The 19738-nt window shown below is 69.8% G+C and carries 14 protein-coding genes and 1 pseudogene; 4 read left to right on the forward strand and 11 right to left on the reverse strand.

Annotated features, from left to right (window positions below; genetic code table 11):
* Positions 1 to 110 precede the first annotated feature (110 nt).
* Positions 111 to 2462, reverse strand: a complete 2352-nt coding sequence (locus tag AB0D01_RS01915) for an immune inhibitor A domain-containing protein (protein WP_363053004.1) — start codon at positions 2460 to 2462, stop codon at positions 111 to 113.
* Positions 2463 to 2698: 236 nt separating this feature from the next.
* Here AB0D01_RS01915 and AB0D01_RS01920 point away from each other — a divergent pair, with 236 nt between their 5' ends.
* A complete protein-coding gene (locus AB0D01_RS01920; RefSeq protein WP_363053005.1) occupies positions 2699 to 3430 on the forward strand; it encodes a tyrosine-protein phosphatase in 732 nt (243 codons plus the stop codon).
* A gap of 400 nt (positions 3431 to 3830) precedes the next feature.
* A complete protein-coding gene (gene fusA, locus AB0D01_RS01925; protein WP_363053006.1) occupies positions 3831 to 5900 on the forward strand; it encodes an elongation factor G in 2070 nt (689 codons plus the stop codon).
* A 124-nt stretch (positions 5901 to 6024) separates the two neighbouring features.
* On the opposite strand, the gene AB0D01_RS01930 is transcribed toward fusA, so the two are convergent.
* On the reverse strand, positions 6025 to 8040 hold the full coding sequence (locus AB0D01_RS01930; RefSeq protein WP_363053007.1) for an NAD-binding lipoprotein: 2016 nt from the start codon (positions 8038 to 8040) through the stop codon (positions 6025 to 6027).
* Positions 8041 to 8232: 192 nt separating this feature from the next.
* Here AB0D01_RS01930 and AB0D01_RS01935 point away from each other — a divergent pair, with 192 nt between their 5' ends.
* The gene (locus tag AB0D01_RS01935) at positions 8233 to 8598 is read left to right on the forward strand and encodes a zinc ribbon domain-containing protein YjdM (protein ID WP_363053008.1); all 366 of its coding nucleotides are present in this window, start codon (positions 8233 to 8235) and stop codon (positions 8596 to 8598) included.
* A gap of 50 nt (positions 8599 to 8648) precedes the next feature.
* Here the strand turns inward: AB0D01_RS01935 and AB0D01_RS01940 are convergent, their stop codons facing one another.
* The 3 genes and pseudogenes from AB0D01_RS01940 to AB0D01_RS01950 form a co-directional block, all read right to left on the reverse strand.
* A complete protein-coding gene (locus AB0D01_RS01940) occupies positions 8649 to 10469 on the reverse strand; it encodes a TerD family protein (RefSeq protein ID WP_363053009.1) in 1821 nt (606 codons plus the stop codon).
* 175 nt (positions 10470 to 10644) lie between these two features.
* Positions 10645 to 10836, reverse strand: a pseudogene (locus tag AB0D01_RS01945) (CorA family divalent cation transporter); the annotation flags it as partial.
* Between the two features lie 237 nt (positions 10837 to 11073).
* Complete coding sequence (locus tag AB0D01_RS01950) at positions 11074 to 12453, reverse strand: hypothetical protein (protein ID WP_363053010.1); 1380 nt, start codon at positions 12451 to 12453, stop codon at positions 11074 to 11076.
* Between the two features lie 144 nt (positions 12454 to 12597).
* Between AB0D01_RS01950 and AB0D01_RS01955 the strand changes: the two genes are divergently transcribed.
* Positions 12598 to 12951 carry a hypothetical protein gene (locus AB0D01_RS01955; protein ID WP_363053011.1) on the forward strand — a complete coding sequence of 118 codons (354 nt, stop codon included), beginning with the start codon at positions 12598 to 12600 and terminating at the stop codon, positions 12949 to 12951.
* A 152-nt stretch (positions 12952 to 13103) separates the two neighbouring features.
* On the opposite strand, the gene AB0D01_RS01960 is transcribed toward AB0D01_RS01955, so the two are convergent.
* The 6 genes from AB0D01_RS01960 to AB0D01_RS01985 all read right to left on the reverse strand — a co-directional run bounded on the left by AB0D01_RS01960 (position 13104) and on the right by AB0D01_RS01985 (position 19463).
* A complete protein-coding gene (locus tag AB0D01_RS01960; RefSeq protein ID WP_363053012.1) occupies positions 13104 to 13667 on the reverse strand; it encodes an SLATT domain-containing protein in 564 nt (187 codons plus the stop codon).
* Complete coding sequence (locus AB0D01_RS01965; protein WP_363053013.1) at positions 13657 to 14532, reverse strand: nucleotidyltransferase; 876 nt, start codon at positions 14530 to 14532, stop codon at positions 13657 to 13659. The genes AB0D01_RS01960 and AB0D01_RS01965 overlap by 11 nt, the downstream gene beginning before the upstream one ends.
* Positions 14533 to 14814: 282 nt before the next feature.
* On the reverse strand, positions 14815 to 15285 hold the full coding sequence (locus AB0D01_RS01970) for a very short patch repair endonuclease (protein WP_363053014.1): 471 nt from the start codon (positions 15283 to 15285) through the stop codon (positions 14815 to 14817).
* 457 nt (positions 15286 to 15742) lie between these two features.
* Positions 15743 to 16522, reverse strand: coding sequence for a hypothetical protein (locus AB0D01_RS01975; RefSeq protein ID WP_363053015.1), 780 nt, complete (start codon positions 16520 to 16522; stop codon positions 15743 to 15745).
* Positions 16519 to 18723, reverse strand: a complete 2205-nt coding sequence (locus AB0D01_RS01980; RefSeq protein WP_363053016.1) for a hypothetical protein — start codon at positions 18721 to 18723, stop codon at positions 16519 to 16521. Before AB0D01_RS01980 ends, AB0D01_RS01975 begins: the two co-directional genes overlap by 4 nt.
* A gap of 323 nt (positions 18724 to 19046) precedes the next feature.
* Positions 19047 to 19463 (reverse strand): hypothetical protein, encoded by a 417-nt coding sequence (locus AB0D01_RS01985; protein WP_363053017.1) that lies wholly within the window; start codon positions 19461 to 19463, stop codon positions 19047 to 19049.
* Between the last annotated feature and the right edge of the window lie 275 nt (positions 19464 to 19738).

Raw genomic sequence — 19738 nt, forward strand, 5'->3', positions numbered from 1 at the left:
GGGCCGGGCAGGGCCGGGACGCGCGCCGCCCCGCCCCGGGGGTTCGGGGCGGGGCGGCGTCACCCCGGCGCAGGGCCGGGGATCAGGCGTCAGGCGTCAGGCGTCGGGCGTCACGGGGAGGGGGTCAGCTGGATCGTGGCCTGGTGCGTGGACGCCGACTCCCGCACGATCTCGATGCGGGTGCCCGTGTCCGGGACCTTGACGCCGACCTGCGGCAGGTCCGCGTTCCAGTACGAGCCGTGCCGGTCGTCGAAGACCGCCACGCCGGGGCGGGAGGGCACCGTCAGGGCGACCCCCGCCCTGTGCAGGGTGATCCGGTCCGTCGCGCGGGTGGAGAAGGGCGCGTCGAAGGTCTGGGCCCGCGCGTTCAGGAGGGTGCCGTCCGCGAAGCGCAACGGTTCGGGCCGCGCGTCGATCGGCAACAGCATGCCCGAACCCGGGTGCGCCTTGGTGGTGTTGTCGCTGTGGGCGGTGTCCCAGAGCCAGATCAGCACGCCCTGCTGGTAGGGGTAGAACTCCACCTTGTCGCCGCCGAACCCGAAGTTGTACGGCCCGGTCTTCAGGAAGGTGCCGTAGCCGGTGTGGCGGCGGTTCTCCACGAAGTAGGCGCGCGGGTGGGACGCGCTGCCCGTACGCCCCTCCGTACGAGACCACTTGACGGCCGTCCAGCCGTTCGCGCCCTGCTCCGCGCCGTCGCGCAGCACCTCCCGCACGGCGCCGTCGGGGGCGCCCGCCGTGACGCGTACGGCGTCGAAGGCGACGCCCCGCCCATGGGTGTTGCCGTCCGAGGTGACGCGCAGCCGCAGTCGGGGAACCGTTCCGGCGAAGCGGTCCAGCGGGACCTCCAGGGCGGCCCAGTCGGTCGAGGTGCCCGAGAGGCCCTTCTCGGGGACGGCCGCGCCGTCGACGGTGGCGGGCAGGGCGCTCCAGGTGGTGCCGCCGTCCGTGGAGGCCTCCACCGTCAGGAAGTCGAAGTCCCGCTCGATGTCGTACCAGACCCGGGCGTCCAGCCGGGCCGAGGAGGCCCCGGTCAGGTCGACCGTACGGGTCAGGGTGTTGTCCATGAAGTCGCCCGTACCGCTCCACCACTGGCTGCCGCCCTCGTACGGGTCGGCCAGCTCGGTCCGGGTGACGGACGGCGGCAGGTGCACCAACAGGGCTTGCGGATCACGGGTGTTGTAGCCGGAGACGCCGAGGACGGCCCGGGTGCGGCGGCCCGCGTCGGCCTCCGTGTACTCCAGCCAGCCCAGCTGGAGCTTGCTCCAGGGGTCGAGGTCGCCGGGGAACTCCCCGGTGGTGTTCGCCCCCTTGCCCAGGTAGGAGGCCGAGGACATCAGCGACCAGAAGTTGACGCTGTTGTCGCCGTCCGAGCTGTAGAGGTCCGGCAGGCCCAGGTCGTGTCCGAACTCGTGGGAGAAGAGGCCCGCGCCGCTGTTCTCGCCGCCGGTCAGGTAGTCCCCGGCCCAGATGCCGGTGTCACCGACCGGGGTGCCGCCCGCCTTGTTGCCCTCCGGGCCCGCGCTGCCGGCCTGGTTCCAGTACGCGAACCAGCGGTGCGCCCACACGGCGTCCTTGCCCTGGGCGCCGCCGCCCCAGGTCTGGTCCTTGCCGGCGTGCACGACCACCAGGTGGTCGAGGTAGCCGTCCGGTTCGTCGAAGTTCCCGTCGTGGTCGGCGTCGTAGCGGTCCCACACGTCGTACTCGGCGAGCTGCCGGCGGATCTGTTCCGGGGTGCGGCCCTTCGCGCGCTCGGCCCCGTACCAGGCGGCCGTGGCGTCGCGGATCATGTCCCAGTTGGTGCGGCACTGGCCGGGCTCGGTGCAGTTGTCGGTGCCGTAACGGGCCTCGTTGAAGGGCAACTTGACCCAGTCCGTGACCGTGCCGTCCAGGTCGTAGCGGCCGGAGGACTGGAGGCGGTAGTAGGCCCGCATCGAGGCCGATCCGGGCTCGGTGGAGAAGAACTGCCGCTGGTAGTAGGCGCGGTCGAAGTCCTTGCGCCACAGGGTGTGGTTGTCCTCCTTCGTGGGCTTGCCGATCGTGTTGTGCAGGGGCCCGGGGGTGCCGCCGAAGCGGGGGTCGGTGGCCTCGCCGAATTCGGCGAGGATGACGAACACCTTGTCCTTGCGCTCACGGGCGAGTTCGACGTACCGATCGCCGATCTTCGCGGTGCGCGGGAGGGTGCCGTCCGCCTCGGCCCGCAGTCCGGAGGCGCGCGCGGAGTCGGGGGCGGAGCCGCCGGCGGCGATCTCCTCCAGGGCCTGCCGGCGCAGGGACTGGCGCTGGAGTTCCAGCGGGGCGGGCGGTGGGGCCGCGGCGTGCTCGGGGGCCTGCGGGGAGACCTGTGTGGTGGGCGGGGGCGGCGCGGTGGCCGCCTGGGCGGGTGGGGACAGCAGGGTCAGGGCGGCGAGGGATATCACCGCTCCCGCCGAGGTGAGCAGGAGTTCGAGGCGACGTCTGCGCAACGTGGTCGGCCTTCCGGAGGGGTGCGTCGGGCTTCGAGCGAAGCGGAGGTAATATTTCACATGTCACACGTGATGGATAGGGGGTGGGTGGGAGCGGGACGCTCCCACCCGAACTACCCTCGTCCCGCGCGCCGTTCCGTCGCCGCGCCGCCCGCCGCCGCCCCTTGAATCCGGCGCGGATCCCACCGCATCCTGATGATCACCGCAACATGCCCCACCGGTACTCAGGAGCCCCCGTGCCGCACAGCCGCCACATCCCGTTCGAACGCCTGCACAACTTCCGTGACCTGGGCGGATATCGGACCGCCGACGGCCGCACCCTCGCCTGGGGGACCCTCTACCGCGCCGACTCCCTCGGCAAGCTGAGCGGCGCCGACTGGGACCGCTTCCTCGACCTCGGAGTACGGACCGTCATCGACCTGCGCTACCCCTGGGAGATCGAGGCCAAGGGCCGGATACCGGAGCCGGAGCGCTTCGCGTACGCCAACCTCAGCATCGAGCACCGCCCCTACGACCAGGCCGCCATCGACCCGGACGTCGACCCCTGGCGCTACCTCGCCGACCGCTTCGCGGAGGTCGCCGAGGACGGGGTCGAGGAGATCCGCGGCGCCCTCGAACTGATCGCGGACGGAACCGGTCCGACCGTCTTCCACTGCACCTCCGGCAAGGACCGCACCGGCCTGATCGCCGCCTTCGTCCTGACCCTGCTGGAGGTCCCCGAGGAGGAGATCCTCGCCGACTTCGCCCTCACCGAGCTGGCCACCGCCCGCCTCACCGCCGACTGGCACGCCGCCCACCCCGGCCGCACCATGCGCTGGCCCTCGTACGGTCGCGCCCCGGCCACCGTCATGTCGCTGGTCCTCGCCGACCTGACGACCCGTTACGGATCCCCCGCGGCCTACCTCACCGAGACCGTCGGCATCACCCCGGACACCGTCGCCCGCCTGCGGGCCCGCCTCCTCGTCTGACGCGCGCCGCGCGGGGGCCGTGCCGGGCCCGGCGAAAAACCCGGTGCCCCCGCGCCCGCCCCGCCCCTAGACTCACCGACACGCCCCGCCCGACGGGCCCGGCGTGATCCGATGCCGAGCGAAGAGACGAGAAGGGGAACCAGGCCATGCGTACGCACACCGACCGTGCCGCCGCCTCCGTTCCCCCCTGCCGGTACGACGTGATCCTGGTGTCCCGCCGCGTGCGGTGACCGGCTGCGCGGCCGTCACCGTACGCCCCCGGCGCACGCCCGGGCTCTTCCCCTCCCCGCCCCCTCCGCAGGCCCCTCGGGCCGCGCGACGGGGGGTGACGGGGGTGCTCCCGTGCCGTGACCGGGACCATCGCGCCGCCAACGCCCCGTCATTCGAAAGGCCCCCGGCCATGCGCGCCACCCCGATCCACGACACCCTCCGCGCCGTCCGCAACATCGGCATCCTCGCCCACGTCGACGCCGGCAAGACCACCGTCACCGAGCGGATCCTCTTCGCCACCGGCGCCGTCCACAAGCGCGGCGAGGTCCAGGACGGCACGACCGTCACCGACTTCGACGCGCAGGAACGCGACCGCGGCATCACGATCTTCGCCGCCGCCGTCAGCTGCACCTGGGACGGTCACCGCATCAACCTCATCGACACCCCCGGCCACGTCGACTTCGCCGACGAGGTCGAGCGCTCCCTGCGGGTGCTCGACGGGGCGGTCGCCGTCTTCGACGCCGTCGCCGGCGTCGAACCGCAGAGCGAGTCCGTCTGGCGGCAGGCCGACCGGTACGGCGTCCCGCGCATCGCGTTCGTCAACAAGCTGGACCGGGCCGGCGCCGACCTGGACGGAGCCGTCGCGTCCCTGCGCGAACGGCTCGGCGCGGTCCCGCTGGTGGTCCAGCTGCCGATCGGCCGCGAGGACGGCTTCACCGGAGTGGTCGACCTCCTGCGCATGCGCGCCGTGCTGTGGCCCGCCGGCGGCGGGGAACGGCAGGACGCGCCGGTCCCCGAGGACCTGCGCGAGGAGGCGGCCCGGCGGCGCCGCCTGCTGGAGGAGACCGTGGCCGAACTGCACCCGGACGCCCTGGAGGAGTTCTGCGCCACCTCGACCGTGACCGAGGCCACCCTGGTGCGGGCCCTGCGCGAGCTGACCCTCGCCGGGGACGGACTGGTCGTGCTGTGCGGCTCGGCGTACCGCAACCGCGGCGTCGAACCGCTGCTGGACGCCGTACGCGACTACCTGCCCGCACCCGCCGACATGCCGCCCGTACGGGGCACGTCGGCGGACGGGAACACCGAGACGCGGCGCGAGCCGGACCCGGCGGCGCCGTTCACCGCGCTCGCCTTCAAGGTGACGGCCACCCCGACCGGGCGGCTGACCTACCTGCGCGTCTACGCCGGAACCCTGCGCAAGGGCGACTCCGTCCTGGACGCGGGCGGCGGCCGGACCGAACGGATCGGTCGGATCCTGCGCGTCCAGGCCGACCGGCACGAGGAGAGGGAGGAGGCCACGGCCGGTGACATCGTCGCCGTGATCGGGCTGAAGACGGCCCGCGCCGGGACGACCCTGTGCGCCCCCGGGGCGCCGCTGGTCCTCGAACCGCCCTCGGTGGCCGAACCGGTGGTGTCCGTCGCCGTCGAGGCGGCGCGCGGCACCGAGACCGGCCGGCTCGCGACCGCGCTGGCCCGCCTCACCGAGGAGGACCCCTCCCTGGTGGTGCGTTCCGACGCGGAGACGGGCCAGACCGTGCTGTCGGGGATGGGCGAACTGCACTTGGAGGTGGCGGTGGAGAAGATCCGGCGCGGCCACGGGGTGGAGGTCGTCGTGGGTCGGCCGCAGGTCTCCTACCGGGAGACCGTCGTGGCCGGGGTCACCGGCTTCGTCCACCGGCACGTCAAACAGGACGGCGGATCGGGCCAGTTCGCGCACGTCGTCCTCGACGTCGAGCCACTGGACGGGCCCGGCTTCGAGTTCCGCTCGACGGTCACCGGCGGACGCGTCCCGCAGGAGTACGCACGGGCCGTGGAGGCCGGCTGCCGCGACGCCCTCGCCGAGGGACCCCTCGGCGGGCATCCGGTGACGGGCCTGCGGGTGGTCCTCACGGACGGGGCGACCCACTCCAAGGACTCCTCGGAGATGGCGTTCCGGGCGGCCGGCCGGTTCGCGCTGCGCGACGCCCTGCGCGCGAGCACCCTGGAGCTCCTGGAGCCGGTGGCCGAGGTCACCGTGACCGTCCCCGAGGACGGCGTCGGGGGAGTGCTCGGCGACCTCGCGGCCCGCCGCGCCCGGATCTCGGGGTCCACCACCGAGGGCGGGACGGCGCTGCTCACGGCGACGGTGCCGCTGGCCGAGCTGTTCGGCTACGCGTCCCGCCTGCGCGGCCGCACCCAGGGCCGCGGCACGTTCACGGCCCGCCCGAACGGCCTCGCCCCGGTCCCGGCGGCGACGGCGGCCACCCTCCTGGGCGGCTGACCGACCGGGCCCTCCGGCCCACCCCGCCCCGCCGGGGTGGGCCGGAGGGCTCCGGCGCCCCGGGGCCCGGGAACCCACGGCCCCTTCGGTCCCCCCGGTCCCCCCGGCCCCCGCCTCCGTCCGGTCAGCTTTCGGCGAGCACGATGATCCGGTCCGCGTCGGTGAAGCGGATCCGTTGCCGCTTGTCGGGGTTCAAGTGCACCCCGTGCGCCGGCGCGGTCCCCGACCCGGCGGCCGAGCGGTAGCCGACCGCGCACTCGCGCCGCCGCCCGGCCGACGCGACCACGGTCGCGAAGCTGACCTCCCGCCCGGTCCGGACGTAGTCCGCGGCCGGCCTGAGGTACAGCTCGTGGCCCTCCGCGTCGAACAACTCCGCGAAGACGGCCGCCAGATGGCGGTTCTCCGAGATCTGGGTCATCAACAGGCTGATCAGGTGGCCGCTCACGATGAAGTCGGCGCCCTCCCGGGCCGGCGCGAGCAGCCGGTTGCCGTCGTCGGACAGTTCGGTCGTCAGCGCGAGGCGACGGTTCGCGGCCCGCTGCACGGCCCGCAGGTGCAGGAGCGTCACCAGCGTCCGGTCGTCGGCGAGCGCCTCCGGGTCGACCGCCCGCCCGGCGGGGACCACGGCCGTGGGGGAAGGCAGGGCGAGGGGGAGGGCGGGGAGCGTCGCCGGATCCGTCTCGCCCATCACGATCACGGCGTCGTACGCCGGCACGTCCAGCTTCGCCAGCACCCGCGCGTCGGTGACGTCCGCGTAGAGGAAGGCCACTTCGAGGTGGCGGCGCATCACGGCGAGGGCGACCGGCCCGCCGGCGTCGATCCCGTCCCCGGCGAGCGCCACCACGTCGAGGGTGGTTCCGGGGCCGACGTACCGGTCGAGCTGGTCCACGACCAGCGGGGAGCGACGGTTCCAGCCGAGCAGCAGCAGCCGCTGGGCCGGCGGGGTCCGGGGGCCGGCCGTCACGATCGCGTCCGGCTCCACGCAGCCGGACACGTCCTGCGGCACGGCCGTGTCGTCGTCCCGCGATACGACGACGATCCGGTCGCCCGCCCCGATCTCGGCGCCGGGGTCCGGATTGAGCGCGACGGAGCCGTCGGCGCGCAGCAGCCCGACCACCGAGGACGTGGCGAACGCCAACAGGGCCTCGCCGAAGGCGCGCCCGCCCAGGGCGCCGGCGGGGACCGTGTAGAACTCGTCGCCGTCGAAGTCCAGCAACTCCTGGTAGACGAGGGACAGACCGGGCTGCCTCGCGGTCTGGACGAGGAGTCGCGCGGTGATCTCGTCGACGCACAGCACGTGTCCCGCCGGCCCGGCGGCCAGCGAGGCCGTCCCGTGGTGGCGGGGTTCGCGGACCGCGGCCACCACCACCGCCTCGCCGTCCTCCCCGAGGGCGACGGCGTCGACGACGGCGGCGTCGAGCGCGAGCAGCGTCTTCACGACCTGCGCGTCGCCCGCGTCCCCGCCGGGCGGCAGGACGAGCACGGCCTTCGCCGTCCCCGGGCTCACCCGACGCAGCGCGGCCGGGTCGGTGGTGCTCCCGTTGCGGCAGATGATCCGGGTCCGGCCGCGGTCGGGAAGCCGGGCGGCGATCTCCTCCTCCATCTCCACCTTGTCCTTCGGGGCGAGCACGGCGACGGCCGACCGGCGCTGGTTGGCGCCCGCCTCGACCAGCTCCCCGAGCACCGGGAAGACCTGGTCCGACCAGCCGAGGACCACGGTGTGCCCGGCCTCGACCACGGTGGAGTGCCCCAGGCGCAACGCCATGAGGCGTCGGTCGATGCCGGTGGTGATCAGACTGACGAGCGTCGACACGAACAGCAGCGCGATCAGGGCGAGCACCACCGAGGCCAGCACGTGGACGGGGGAACCGGTCGCCCCGCCGATCTTCAACGTCTGCCCGATGCTGGCCCACATGGCGAGGAGCCGCCCGGAGAGGGTGGCCGGGGCCGGTCGGTCGGACCAGACGAAGACGGCGCTCACCGGGACGACGGCGATCAGGCAGGCCAGGGCGAACCAGCCGATGAGCAGCCGCGTGCCGCCGGCGACGAGACGGTCGAACCGGTAGCGGTACCGGAGCCGCAGCCGCAGGGCCCTGGTGTACTGCTGAGACTCCTGCGAGTCCTGCGACTGCTGCGCCACGCGAGCTCCCGGGACGTGAACGAGACGACGCGCCCGCGGGGGCGCCCCGACGCGGTCCGCTCCCGACCGGGGACGCTCCCGATCGGGCGCGCGTCCACCCTAGGCAGGTGCGGCCGGCGGGCCGCCCGGAGTGCCTCCGGCTCACCCGGAGGTATGAAACGCGCAGGTCGCGCGCCCGCGCATACTGGAGCGGTGACCGAGAATTCGCTGCCCCCCTGCCCCGTGTGTTCGAGCGCCTACACCTACGAGATGGGCGCGCTGCTGGTGTGCCCCGAGTGCGCTCACGAATGGCAGCCCGAGGCCCCGTCGGCCTCCGGCTCCGGGGAGGCGCCGGGGGCCAGGGTCGTCAAGGACTCCGTCGGCAACGTGCTCGCCGACGGGGACACCGTGACGGTCGTCAAGGGCCTCAAGGTCAAGGGCAGCCCGTCGGGCATCAAGGCCGGTACGAAGGTCCGCAACATCCGCCTCGTCGACGGAGTCGACGGCCACGACATCGACTGCCGCATCGACGGATTCGGGGCGATGCAGCTGAAGTCGAGCGTGGTCCGCAAGGTCTGACCCCCGCCCGGGGCGGCGCCCCCCCGCCCCGGGGCAGGGCGCCGCCGGTGTCACGCGACCTCGATGCCGTATCCCCGTACGAGCTCCTCCAGGCCGTGGTCGTAGCCCTGCCCGACCGCACGGAAGCGCCACTGCGCGCCCCGACGGTAGACCTCGGCGAGGAGCAGCGTCCGCTCGCTGGTGGCGGCGTCGAGGGCGGCCTGCGCCAGCGCCGACGCGTCACTGCCCGGTGCGACCGTGATCTGGAGGGCCCCGATGTCGCCGAAGGTGGCGGCCCCGTCGATCGCCGCCGCGATCGCGACGCGGTGGACGGCGGGCGGCAGGGCGGCGAGGTCCAGCGTGACGGTCTGCTCCGTCGGGCCGTCACACAGGAGCCGGGTGGCTCCGTCGGGGCTCTCCGGGGCGCCGTAGAAGACGAAGTCCCCGTCGCCGGATACCTGTTCGTCCTCGTCGAGGACGAAGGCGACCACGTCGATCTCGCAGTCCGTCTGCCGCGCCCAGGAGGCGCTCAGGTGCCAGCGGCCGTCGACGGGCAGGGCCGGCAGATCGACGACCCCGCCGCGGGGGAGGACCTCGGTGGACGCGCCGCCGTGGCCCGGGACGTCGGCGTCGGCGTCGGCGTCGGCGTCGGCCCGTACGGGGGCCGGCGCCCCGAGCCAGGCGGGATCGTGGACCGGCAGGCCCATCGACGTGATGCGGGCCATGCGGCGGTCCTGCTCGCCGCCGGGCAGGAGCACGATGTCGGTGACGCTCGCCGACAGGTTGATCGCGGCGGCACCGCCCATCTCCACGACCCGGGTCCGGCAGTCGGCGGCCTCCTGGTGCGAACCGCCCAGCACCAGGACCCGCCGCCGCCCGAACGGCTTGGCGACGAACGCGGCCGGGGCGGACGGGGTGGCCGCGGTGGTCGGGGCGGGGGCCGGGGAGGAGGTCCGCGCCGGCTGCTTCTGATGGGGCGTTCCGGGCCGCACGTCCTCCAGCAGCTTCACGAACGCCGCCTCGTCGAGGACGGGAACCCCTTCGGCGACGGCCTGGCGCGCCTTCGCCGAGCCCGAGGCGGCGTCGTTGGTCACGAGGACACTGGTGTGGCGGCTGACCGACCCCACCACGTTCAGGCCGGCGGCGACCGCGCGGGCGACCAACTCGGCCCGGGCCAGGTCGGTCTCGCCCGTCAGCGCGACCTTCATCCCCTGCACCAGCGGGCCGCCCGCCTCCGGACGGCCGGGGTTGCGGTAGGCGCAAGGGGTCTTCGGCGGCTTCGGCGCGAACTTCGGGTCCTGCCGGGGCGGGCAGGGCACGAGCGGCAGCGGCAGGTCCAGCCGTACGGCCTCCGACAGCGACGCGCGGAAGATCCCCGCGAGGACACGGGTGTCGTCGAGCGCGTCGTGGGCCCTGCTCTGCGGTACGCCGTAGTGCGCGGCCAGCGACGCCAGGCTGAGGTCCGCGGTCGGCGGCTCCACGCGCCGGTTCAGCGCCAGCGTGCACAGGCGCCGCGCGACGGGCAGGTGGAGCCGGGCGCGCGCGAACTCGTGCGCGAGGAAGTCGTAGTCGAACTGCGCGTTGTGGGCCACCAGGACCCGGTCCCGCAACAGCGCGCCGACGCGCCCCGCGACCTCCTCGAACGGGGGAGCGTCACGCAACCGCTCCGCCGTCAGCCCGTGCACGTGCACCGGACCCGGATCGCAGCCCGGGTTCACGAGGGTGCTGAACTCCCCGTCCGGCGCCCCGTCCGGCCCGAACGTCAGCACCGCGATCGACAGTATTCGGTCGCGCCGCGCGACCAACCCGGACGTCTCGACGTCCACCAGCGCCCAGTGGTGCGCGTAGTCGGGCAGGTGCGAGGCGTCGAACGCGGCGATATCGGAAAGCATGACGCAAAGGATCACCGCCAAGCCGCGACCGGTACAACCCGAATGGCCATTTGTCCCATTTCCCCGGGAGGGAACCTCCTGTAGACCCCACACCGCCCCGCCCCGGCGGGATCAGCGGCGAAGGCCGGTCATCCGGTTCCCGCGGCGCGCGGTGATCAAGCGCGCGCCGTGCGGGCTACAGCCAGTCGCGCTTCTTGAAGATGACGTACAGGCTCGTGCAGACGACCGCCATCAGCAGGATGGCGAAGGGGTAGCCGGCGGCCCAGTGGAGTTCGGGCATGACCTCGAAGTTCATGCCGTAGATGGTTCCGACCAGGGTGGGGGCGAAGAGGATGGCGGCCCACGAGGAGATCTTCTTGAAGTCGTCACCCTCAAGCTGCTGACCTGCGGAGATCGACGGTATGCAGGGTCTGGCCTGCGCCGATCCGCCTTCCCGGCCCTTTCGCCGTGCTGCCCGTTTGTACGGCCGATCCTCCCCAGCCGCTCCCCAACGGGGCTTCGTTCTCCCCAGATTCTCCCCAGCGGAGGCTGCCTCGGAAGGAGGATCGCCGCTGGTCGGGACCGTGATCCGTGCGTCAGGCTGCTTCCCGGGTGGTAGCCGGTACTACGAGCGTCGACCACGCGGCCAGGCATTGACGGCCTCCTCAGGTGGATGCCGCTGTAGCCATTTGCGTGCGGCTTCGTCGCCGAAGCCGTGCGACCGGAGGACTTCAAGGGCGACTGCTCGTACTTCTCGCGCCTTGTCTACGAGGTTCAGGTGGGCCTTCATGCGCGCCACCACGTCGTCGTAGTCGTACTCATAGCGGCCGTTGACCTTCTGAGCGAACAGCGGCAGGAGTTTGTAGTAGCGGCGTTCGCTGATGCCGACTTGTGTCCACGGGTACCGGTCCGGCGCCTCGCTCTTCCGGTATTGCATGACCGCGATGCTCGCCTTCCGGCGCACGTAGCGACGAGTCGCCTCCGCGCCCCGCGCCGGATCGAAGCCGGGGTGGATCAGTTGTTCTAGGAGTGTTGCGGCCGCAGCAGCGCTGTTTGGGGCGCGGGTCTCACGCTGGATGCGATCGACCTGCCGCGGGTACGCCATCGCGACGGCGTTCGTCAGCGCTGGCTCGTCGCCCCTGATGTAGCCGTGCCAGTAGGCCTTCAAGACCACCTGGCACGCGATCTCGTAAGAGGTCGAGACGGGGTCGAGGGTGATGGTTGGTATGCCGTGGCCATGGATAGCCTTCGCAAACCTCCTCCACGGGCGATCGACAGGACGCTGAACCTGCTCGGTCCAGATGCGTGCTGTGAATGCCCAGTCTGCGGGGTGCCGCGTCATTGGGACCACGACGAGCATGGCCTCGGTGGCTGCAAGCGGCGGGATCTGTCCGTTGGTACTGGCCTCGTCCAGCAGCAGCTCGTAGAGCCGTCCGTCGTCTTCGGTCTCGCTCGTCACCCAAACGAGACGCCGCGAGATTTGGATCCACCATCCGTTGACATTGACCCCGAGGATCGGGACGTAAAAGCGAAATGCAGGGTCCATGATGCGGCGAAAGAGATCTTTTCGCTGCTCGTGGTCCACAGAGGTGCCCAGCCAGTGGAGGACATGGTCCGCCGACAGGCGCCCCGTCTGCGATGCCCCGGCGGTGAGTCTGCCGGCAATCCAGAGTGCGTCGGACACACGCGCGGCACTGGGGACAGGGCTGGCCAAAGGTGAGACCTGTAGGACGTTCGCAATCTCGCCGTTCACCGGGTCAGGGACCTCCCATGCACCCGCCCCTGGTTCCATCGAGCCGACCCGCAGGTCTGGGATGTCCACGAAGGGCAAGCCGTTGGGCTCTATGACTGAGGTCGCTCGGCGCGGCGGCTGGAAGCTACGGCCCGAGAGAACGTCGATCTCGCGGCCGGTCTGTACGAGCACGTCCGTCAGCATCTGGCGGTCTGGGCTACCGCCGATCAGCTTCATGGCCTCGTCGACAATGCCCTCAGACCAATGTCCCATGCGGGCAGTATATGAGGGTATGGAGAATGCAAACACCAGTCTCATGCGGGCGCAATCGCACGAGTGGGCCTGCGGCCGCGAGGAGGAAGCCCGCAAGGAGTCGGGCCGCAAAGCCCGCAGGGCCTGCACGAAGGAGGCGGCTCGATGAGCTCACCGCTTCAGCAGTCGGCCGCGTCCTCCACGCCGGCTCCGCCCGGTCCGAACGGCCGGCGGATGCTGGGCGGGACCGTCCTCGGCGGCGGAGGCGCCATCGGTGCGCTCGCCTTTGTGGGGGCCCCATGGTGGGCGGTGGCCGTTGCTGTCGTCCTCACCATCACCGCGGCCTTCGGCATCCTCACCGCGTTGGTGCTTATGCCGTCGGACTCCGAGCACAAAAGGGACCTGTGGCTGGCCGCTATGCGGTACCGCGACCGACGCTCCCAGCGTACCGAGCAGCGCAAGGTGCCCGTCTCGCGGAAGCCCCGGAAACACGCCCCCCGACGCAGCCGCACCGAGTAGGAACCCGCACGGCATGAAACCGGGTTCGATCCGCAGCCCAGCGACAAGTGTGGGCCGAACCCGTTTCACCATGACGCCACGTCAGGGGCAAGCCGCGGAGGGCGGCCTCGTGCTCCCGCCTGTGATCCACGAGACAGAACCTGTGGCGGACATCAGGAGACGCGAAGCGCTTCCGGGAGGAAGCGGTCGATCTCTGAGCTGGTGAACGTCATGTCCTCGTCGATCTGCAGGGCTCGCTGCGCAGCCCGGTAGGCGCTACTCGATGTGTCCGGTGCCAGCCGGTAAACGTGGTTCAGCTTCTCGAGTAGCTCGTCTCTGCGGCGAGGTATGTCCACGGATTGCGGGTCGGTCTGTATGTCGGTGAGCAGGTGCAGATACAGCTCCCGGATGTACCAGAGCTCCTTGGCGGCGGCACGGTGCTGCTCGGCGACCTTCTCCGGAGTGAAGCTCAGATGGAAGATGGTGAAGGCCAGTGCCAGGGCGGAGGCTCCACTACTGATGTAGAGAAGAAGCTGCTTGTTCGTGATCACCGAGGCGAGCAGCGTCCCGGACGTCAGCGTCACAAGGGTGATGTTGACCCACTTGGCTTTGTCCGCCTTGGCGGCTTCCAGCTCGCGGGCCTTCTCGTGGGTCTTGTGCGAGTAGACGACGCGGCCGAAGGCTTCCCGGATCGCCTGCACGTTCGCCGTGTGCCCGGTGCCCTGGCTAGAACTCATACTGCTCCCCGAAGATCTTGCGCCACTCCAGTGCGGCCTCGATGTGCCGATTCTCGGATTCGAGCTGGCATGCCTTGACTGCTCGGGCGTGTGCGCTGGTTGCCCTGCTGAGCCAGGCGTCACCGTAGTGCTTGAACTCACTGGTGCCAGGGATCAGCCGGGAATGGTTGGCCTTCTTGGTCAGTTCGGCGAAGAAGTCGCGGACCATCCAGTCGTAGTAGACCGTGGACTCGCGGGCATAGGCCCATGTCTGCAGGAATGCGACGCTTTCCAGCTCCAAGACGAGTGACTTGATGGGTACAGAGCAACAGTCTTGCCAGGCCTTCATCATCTGGATGAGGCTGCGAGTGTTGCCGTTGGTCCGGGCGTCCGATTCAGCGATGTGAGCGATCTCAGCGTGGTGATCAACGTGCTGCCAGCCTCCCCCGTTGTGGGTGTTGGGCACGATCATCCCGCCGCCCTGCCGGCGCCATCCGGGCAGAACTTCCACCCTGTGCCTGGTGGAGAACTCGACGACCACGACCTGGCCGTCGCCTCGGATCTCGGTACGGGGGTAGCGACCGAGGAGCAGCCCCTTGATCTCCTGCAGGAGGGCTGACTGCCCGTTGTACCTGTACCCGGTGTAGCGGGTGTGTTCGTGTACGGGCAGGAAGAACAGCAGGTCGACGTCTCGCGGCGGGCTGATCGCCGTACCCTTCCCGTACGAACCGACGATCATCCGCCAGTCGTCCGTGTACTGGGCGTTGCTGTAGTGCCCGTGTAGTTTGCGGGCGATGGCATTGACGCTGGTCAGAGCGTCAGTGTGGTGCTCTTCCTTCGCCTTGATGTTCTTCAGGAAGGTGTTGAACCTGCTCGCCGTGCTCAAGTGCCCCCCTTGTTCGTGCTGGAGGGGTGAGCTTAGGGCCAGCCACCGACAATGACGGGTCTCGGGATCTCAACCTATCCGTCCACGGAGACCTGCGGTCCGCCCGCGCGGTACTGCCGGTGCGGGACTCGGGGTGGGCGTACCGTGCGGGAGGTGACCGATGTGACACGAGAAGACGATCTTTTCCGGTCTACCGGGCGGACACGGAAGATGGAGTCGGCCGGCCACTTAGGGGGAAGGGGGAGAGCCGTCCGCCTGCGGAAGGAAGGCCGGTAAGGAGGCTCACTTCAGGCCTTCGAGGTGAACGGCTCGTGGGTGGCCGCGGGCGGCGAGGGTCGATGTCACCCGCCCGACAGCACCGGTCACGCTCTCATGTTCCCAGACCCTCAGTGGTAGCCACCCGATGCGCAATAGGCGAGCGTCCGTCTCCTCGTCGCGCTGGACGTTTCCCGCGAGCTTCTGTCGCCACCATTCGCGATTGTGCTTCGGGTGGTGGAGGTGCTTCGGACACGCGTGCCAGAAGCACCCTTGGACGAAGACCGCAGTTCGCCACCTGGTGAAGGTGAGGTCAGCACGGCGCCGCGGCATTCCGGGCAGGGGCATGTCCACTCGGTAGCGGAAGCCCAGGGAATGGAGGGCACGCCGCAGCGCGAGTTCCGGCGCCGTGTCTCGGCGTCGTTGGGACGTCATCAGCTTGCGGGCGATAGCGTCCCGAGGTGGTGGTACGCCTCGGCGACCGGTGCGGGTCCTCATGACTTGCAAACCACCATCCGATCGATCTGGTCACTGGTGGCCAGACCGAACTGGTACGAGAGTGTGCTTCTGGGTGCGGCCCCGGCTTCAAGTGTGGTCGGTACGGGCGCACATCGTGGGCGTCGGCCGGTCCCTCAAGCCGTGGACGCGGGACCGCGAGGAGGATGAACGCGCCCCGAGCGGTGCCGCGTGATCCCTGCGGCCGACGATGTCGCCCCGACGTTTCACTGGCACGGGGCCAACGGCCCGCACATCTCGTCGCCTTGGTCCCGCGGTGACTACGCATCCTCGTTCCGGTGACCGTGGAGGCGGTACCCCAACTCGTCTGGATGACGCATCACCCGGGCAAGGCGCCAGGCGGTGTCGAAGGACAACCGACGACGCCCTTTCCTGAGCAGCAACCACAGAGCGAGCGTGCTGGTGACGGGGGCGAGCACCCAGCGTAAAACAGCCGTCTTCATCGGGCCTCGTCCGATAGGAGGGCGAGTTGGTGTGCCGTTTGCTCATCACCGAAAGTACGAACAGCGTCGACGAGGAGGGTGAGTAGTTCCTTGCGTCCTTCCGCGCTCAGGCCGACGACGAACTCGTGGAGCAGTTGGGCAGCTGTCACCCATCGCTGGCCTGGCTGCCACTGCTGGATATCGCGCACCAACTCGTCGAGGTCGCTGCCGCTGGGGGGACCGCCGAGTCGATTCCAGTTCTTCGACGTCCCCTCCAACAGCCCGTAGAGGCGGGCTGTGGACGGATTGGCGAGGATCTCCTCCCTGAGGAACGTCTCGCGTGCTCGAACCTGCCGTCGTGCCAGCTCGTCCAGATCGTGGTCGCGTCGGATTCTCTCCTCCTGTCGCTCGTACTCCTGCCGTAGGCCTTCCAACAGGAGAGCAGCCCTTCGAGTTGTGTCGTCCACGCGGACACGTAGTCGCACTGCGACCACCTCCACACCCTCTGCGGAGAGGGGAAGTTCCCTTTGGACGGCGACGGTGATGTCCTGCTCGGCGGCGTCTGGACGGAGGACGTCACACCGTTCGGCCTCCTCTTCGATTTGTCTCCTGGCGAGGCGTGGTGCTGTGTACCGATTCACCGGCTGGTTGGCGCCGGAGAGTCGCCAGGTCACTCGGATCTCGGTGGTGAAGAACAGCGACGGGTCCTTGCTCCTGACGCGGTCCGTCAAGACGGACGTCCAGACGGCCTCGTCTTCTGTCGAAGAATCTGAGGCCTTGACAGTTCGGCGCTTCATGCGACGTCGGCCTCCGCCGCACTGCCCTGAGGCTCGTCAACCGGAGTGCCTGCCGATGAGGGCAGAGCAGTGATCGGCTGCTGTCGGCGAGCGAGGAGGTCTTGGTCAAGCAGGGCGGACAGTTCGCGTTTGAGGCTTTCCCGTTCTGCGGAGTAGGGGCGGTCCAGCCCCTGCACCCACCACTGGGAAGAGGTGCGCAGAGTTTCCCGAAGAGCCGGCCCTTCGGCCCCTGGAACGTTCACGGCTTCGCGCAGGGTGTCGAGGACAGTGGACTTGAGTGTGTGCGATTCCAGTGCCGCGTCGAGCCACGTGAAAACGCCCTTGTCCAAGTCTCGTTCCCCTGCCGGTCCCGCAGCCTGGCGCAGCAGAGTGCGCCAGCCTGTCACGAGCCCTTGCAAGGTGGGGCGGAAGCTGTCCTCCTCGTCGCGGTTCTCCTCGGTCATTGCTTGGAGGAGCGGCGGAAGGCCGGCTGTCTCGGGTGGCGAGTTGAGCGCTAACGCGGTGAATGTGCGGTGTCCGACGGTCTGGCTCGTCGTGTCCGACTTGCACCAGTCGATGACGTATCCGAACAACATCTGCCGTACGGTGGGGTCCTCCCAAAGAACGCGCACGGCCTCGCGCAGCGCATCGATCACATCGGGATGACCTTGGGCTGCCACATTCCTGAGCCGGCGTAACGCTTTGGCGGTATGGCGGCGGCCGAACGCGCCTGTACACACGTCTACCACGGCTCGTTGGAGGTGGGGTTGGCTGCGGTTCGACCAGGCGAGCAGCATGGAATGGATATAGGGCGCGCTCACGGCGTGGATCGCGGCGGAGTCCAGAATTTCAACAGCCAGAGGCCACAGCTCCCTGGTGGTTCCGTGCTTGTGCCACTCCTCGACTATCCGCTCGAGCGGCGTCTGACGCCGATGCCGAACGGCCCACCGCAGAGCGAACTGCCCCACACGCTCTGCTAGGGCGAGTCGACCTTCTCTGCTGGTGATCTCCAGGGCTTCCTTGCTCGTGTTGGGGTCGGGGACAGGTGCCTGCGCGAGCCACTTCAGGAACGTGGTGCGAGCCAGGGGGCGGTCGTTCCAGAAGTACTCGATCGCGGCGTCGTCCCAGTGCGGGCGGGTGAAGGTGAGAGTGCCGTCACCCTCGCGCTCCGCTCCGATGGCCTTCGTCATGGCGATGACCCCGGGTTCCCGTTGTCCCTCCACCTCCACCTTGAGACTGTCGAGCTGTTCAGTCAGCTTTGCGGCTCTGGCGTAGACATGCCCGACCGGATCGCCACGCAGAACGGCCGCAGCCAGAAGGAAGTTGCGCTCGAAGCTGGTACGGGATCGCCCCTCGGGTTCGTGCCACGTGTATAGCGCATCTTCCCAGTTGCTGTGGGCGGCGGCAACGTTGGCCACTTGCTCTGCGAACGTACGGCGTGGGGAACGGTCTCGAGGACGCTTTAGCGCTTGACCCGGATCGGTGGCGTCTGCAGCTGCGGATTGCGACGTCCGGTGCTCTTCCAGCATGAGGTATACGAGGTTGAGTACGTCTGTCGGGGCTTGGCCGGCTAGGAGCGGCTCTATGTCCGCGTGATCGAGCCACTGGTGTGCTGGGAAGTCGGGTTCCTGTCCGAGCAGCCATCGTTCGGCTATGTCGCGCGGGGTCACAATGCCCAAGTTCGGGGCTACGCCGTCCGGCGCCCCGTGGCTGATGCGCCTCCACTGTTCGGGGCGAGTGAGCACGATCAGCCGACACCTCCGGTGCTGGAGGCGCTCGACGAGTTTGTTGAGATTGCCCCCGAAAGAGGCATCGACCACGAAGTCATCCTCATCGGGAGGGAGTTCCAGAAGATAACCGCATTCGTGGTCGTGCGGCAGCCGCCTGGTCGGAAAGTGCTTCGAACCGCCGAAGGACAACGGCCGTACTTCGGTGATGACGCCATCGTTCAGGAGGTGAGCGAACAATGCGTAGGCGGTAAAGCTCCGGCTACTGTTTGACGGGCGGCTGATGACCAGGACGGAGCCTTCAGCCCCCAAGGCTGCAAGGGCCTGCTTGAAGGGGCTGGGCGCCAGGTGGTCCACACCGCGGGGTTCGGCGTATACCTCGCGGACTACGGCCAGATAGTCGGACGAGATGGGGGAGTGCGAGTCGAGGGTCTGCTCGTACACGTACTTCGTGCCGATTTGTTCACCGTTGTTGATGAAGGCCCGTTGGAGCACGGCAGCCTGTCCGACCGCCTCGACTGCGTCGCGCGTGGGTGTCGTTGCAGGGGGCCGCTGCAGGTGGCTGTCGTCAGGGGCTCGCTCGGCGTCACCGGCTTCTGCCGCTGTGGGAGCCGACGGGGCCGGAGGCACACTGCTAGGCGGGAGGGTAGTGGGGCGCGGCGGCAGGCCGGGCAGGCTGTTCGCACCTAGTTTCTGGGGTACCGATGTCGGGTGTTCGCCCTCTTGTCCCTCAGGGCCTGCGAAAGACGGAGCTGGTGCCTGCTGCGGATGTTCCTCGGCAGGGCTGTGATCGAAGCTCATGACGTTCTCGCCCCGCCTCAGCCGATCGTGCCTGTTACCTCGATGCCGACCTGCTCACCGGTCTCCCCGATGGTGTCGGCCTCTTGGTCGATCCGTGCCCGTCCGCGATCGGTGATGCCGCCGCCGACGCGCATACCAACCTGCTTGCCATCAAGGGAGTCGGCGCGCTGTGAGACCTCCACTCCAGGCCGGTCTGCCTCCTTCTCGTCGCCGAAGGGCAAGCGGCGTCCGTAGACCTCCTCCAAGTCCCGACGAAGGCGTCCGAGGATCTCCCTCAGCTCGGTGTCATCGCCGTGGAGGAACTCGGGACGCGACATGTAGACGCGGAGCGCGCCGTGGGCCCCGGTAATGCGTGCGACCCGTTCATCGGTGAGCGCCGGAGTGCTGACCAGAAGGGGCTGCGCCTGCCCCGAAACGTGGTCAGGCTGCTCCATCGGAACTCGACCTGCTCGGCGGTCCAACACTGCACCCGCTCGGTCGAAGAGGAACCTGACCGCTTCGGTTAGCAGCGTCCCTGCGAGGACGGGAAATGCCAACGGATCCATATTTGCGCTTCCTCCCCCTGGGTCCGCAGGGCCGTCGCATCTCCAATCGGCAGGCGCGAACGGCATTTGCGCGGATCAAAACGGGCTTCACCGTATGAGGGTGATCAGGGGTAAGGACAGAGTGGAAAACGGTCACTGCGCGAAGTGGCCGAGGAGTAGGTGTT

The organism is Streptomyces sp. NPDC048606 (genome assembly GCF_040650855.1).
Classification (GTDB): Bacteria; Actinomycetota; Actinomycetes; order Streptomycetales; family Streptomycetaceae; genus Streptomyces.

What these genes read in the sequence shown, in the direction of transcription:
- AB0D01_RS01970 (WP_363053014.1), bottom strand. Translation starts at nt 15,285, where the DNA reads ATGAGGACCCGCACCGGTCGCCGAGGCGTACCACCACCTCGGGACGCT.
- AB0D01_RS01950 (WP_363053010.1), bottom strand. Translation starts at nt 12,453, where the DNA reads ATGGGACATTGGTCTGAGGGCATTGTCGACGAGGCCATGAAGCTGATC.
- AB0D01_RS01985 (WP_363053017.1), bottom strand. Translation starts at nt 19,463, where the DNA reads ATGGAGCAGCCTGACCACGTTTCGGGGCAGGCGCAGCCCCTTCTGGTC.
- AB0D01_RS01960 (WP_363053012.1), bottom strand. Translation starts at nt 13,667, where the DNA reads ATGAGTTCTAGCCAGGGCACCGGGCACACGGCGAACGTGCAGGCGATC.
- fusA (WP_363053006.1), top strand. Translation starts at nt 3,831, where the DNA reads ATGCGCGCCACCCCGATCCACGACACCCTCCGCGCCGTCCGCAACATC.
- AB0D01_RS01975 (WP_363053015.1), bottom strand. Translation starts at nt 16,522, where the DNA reads ATGAAGCGCCGAACTGTCAAGGCCTCAGATTCTTCGACAGAAGACGAG.
- AB0D01_RS01940 (WP_363053009.1), bottom strand. Translation starts at nt 10,469, where the DNA reads ATGCTTTCCGATATCGCCGCGTTCGACGCCTCGCACCTGCCCGACTAC.
- AB0D01_RS01955 (WP_363053011.1), top strand. Translation starts at nt 12,598, where the DNA reads ATGAGCTCACCGCTTCAGCAGTCGGCCGCGTCCTCCACGCCGGCTCCG.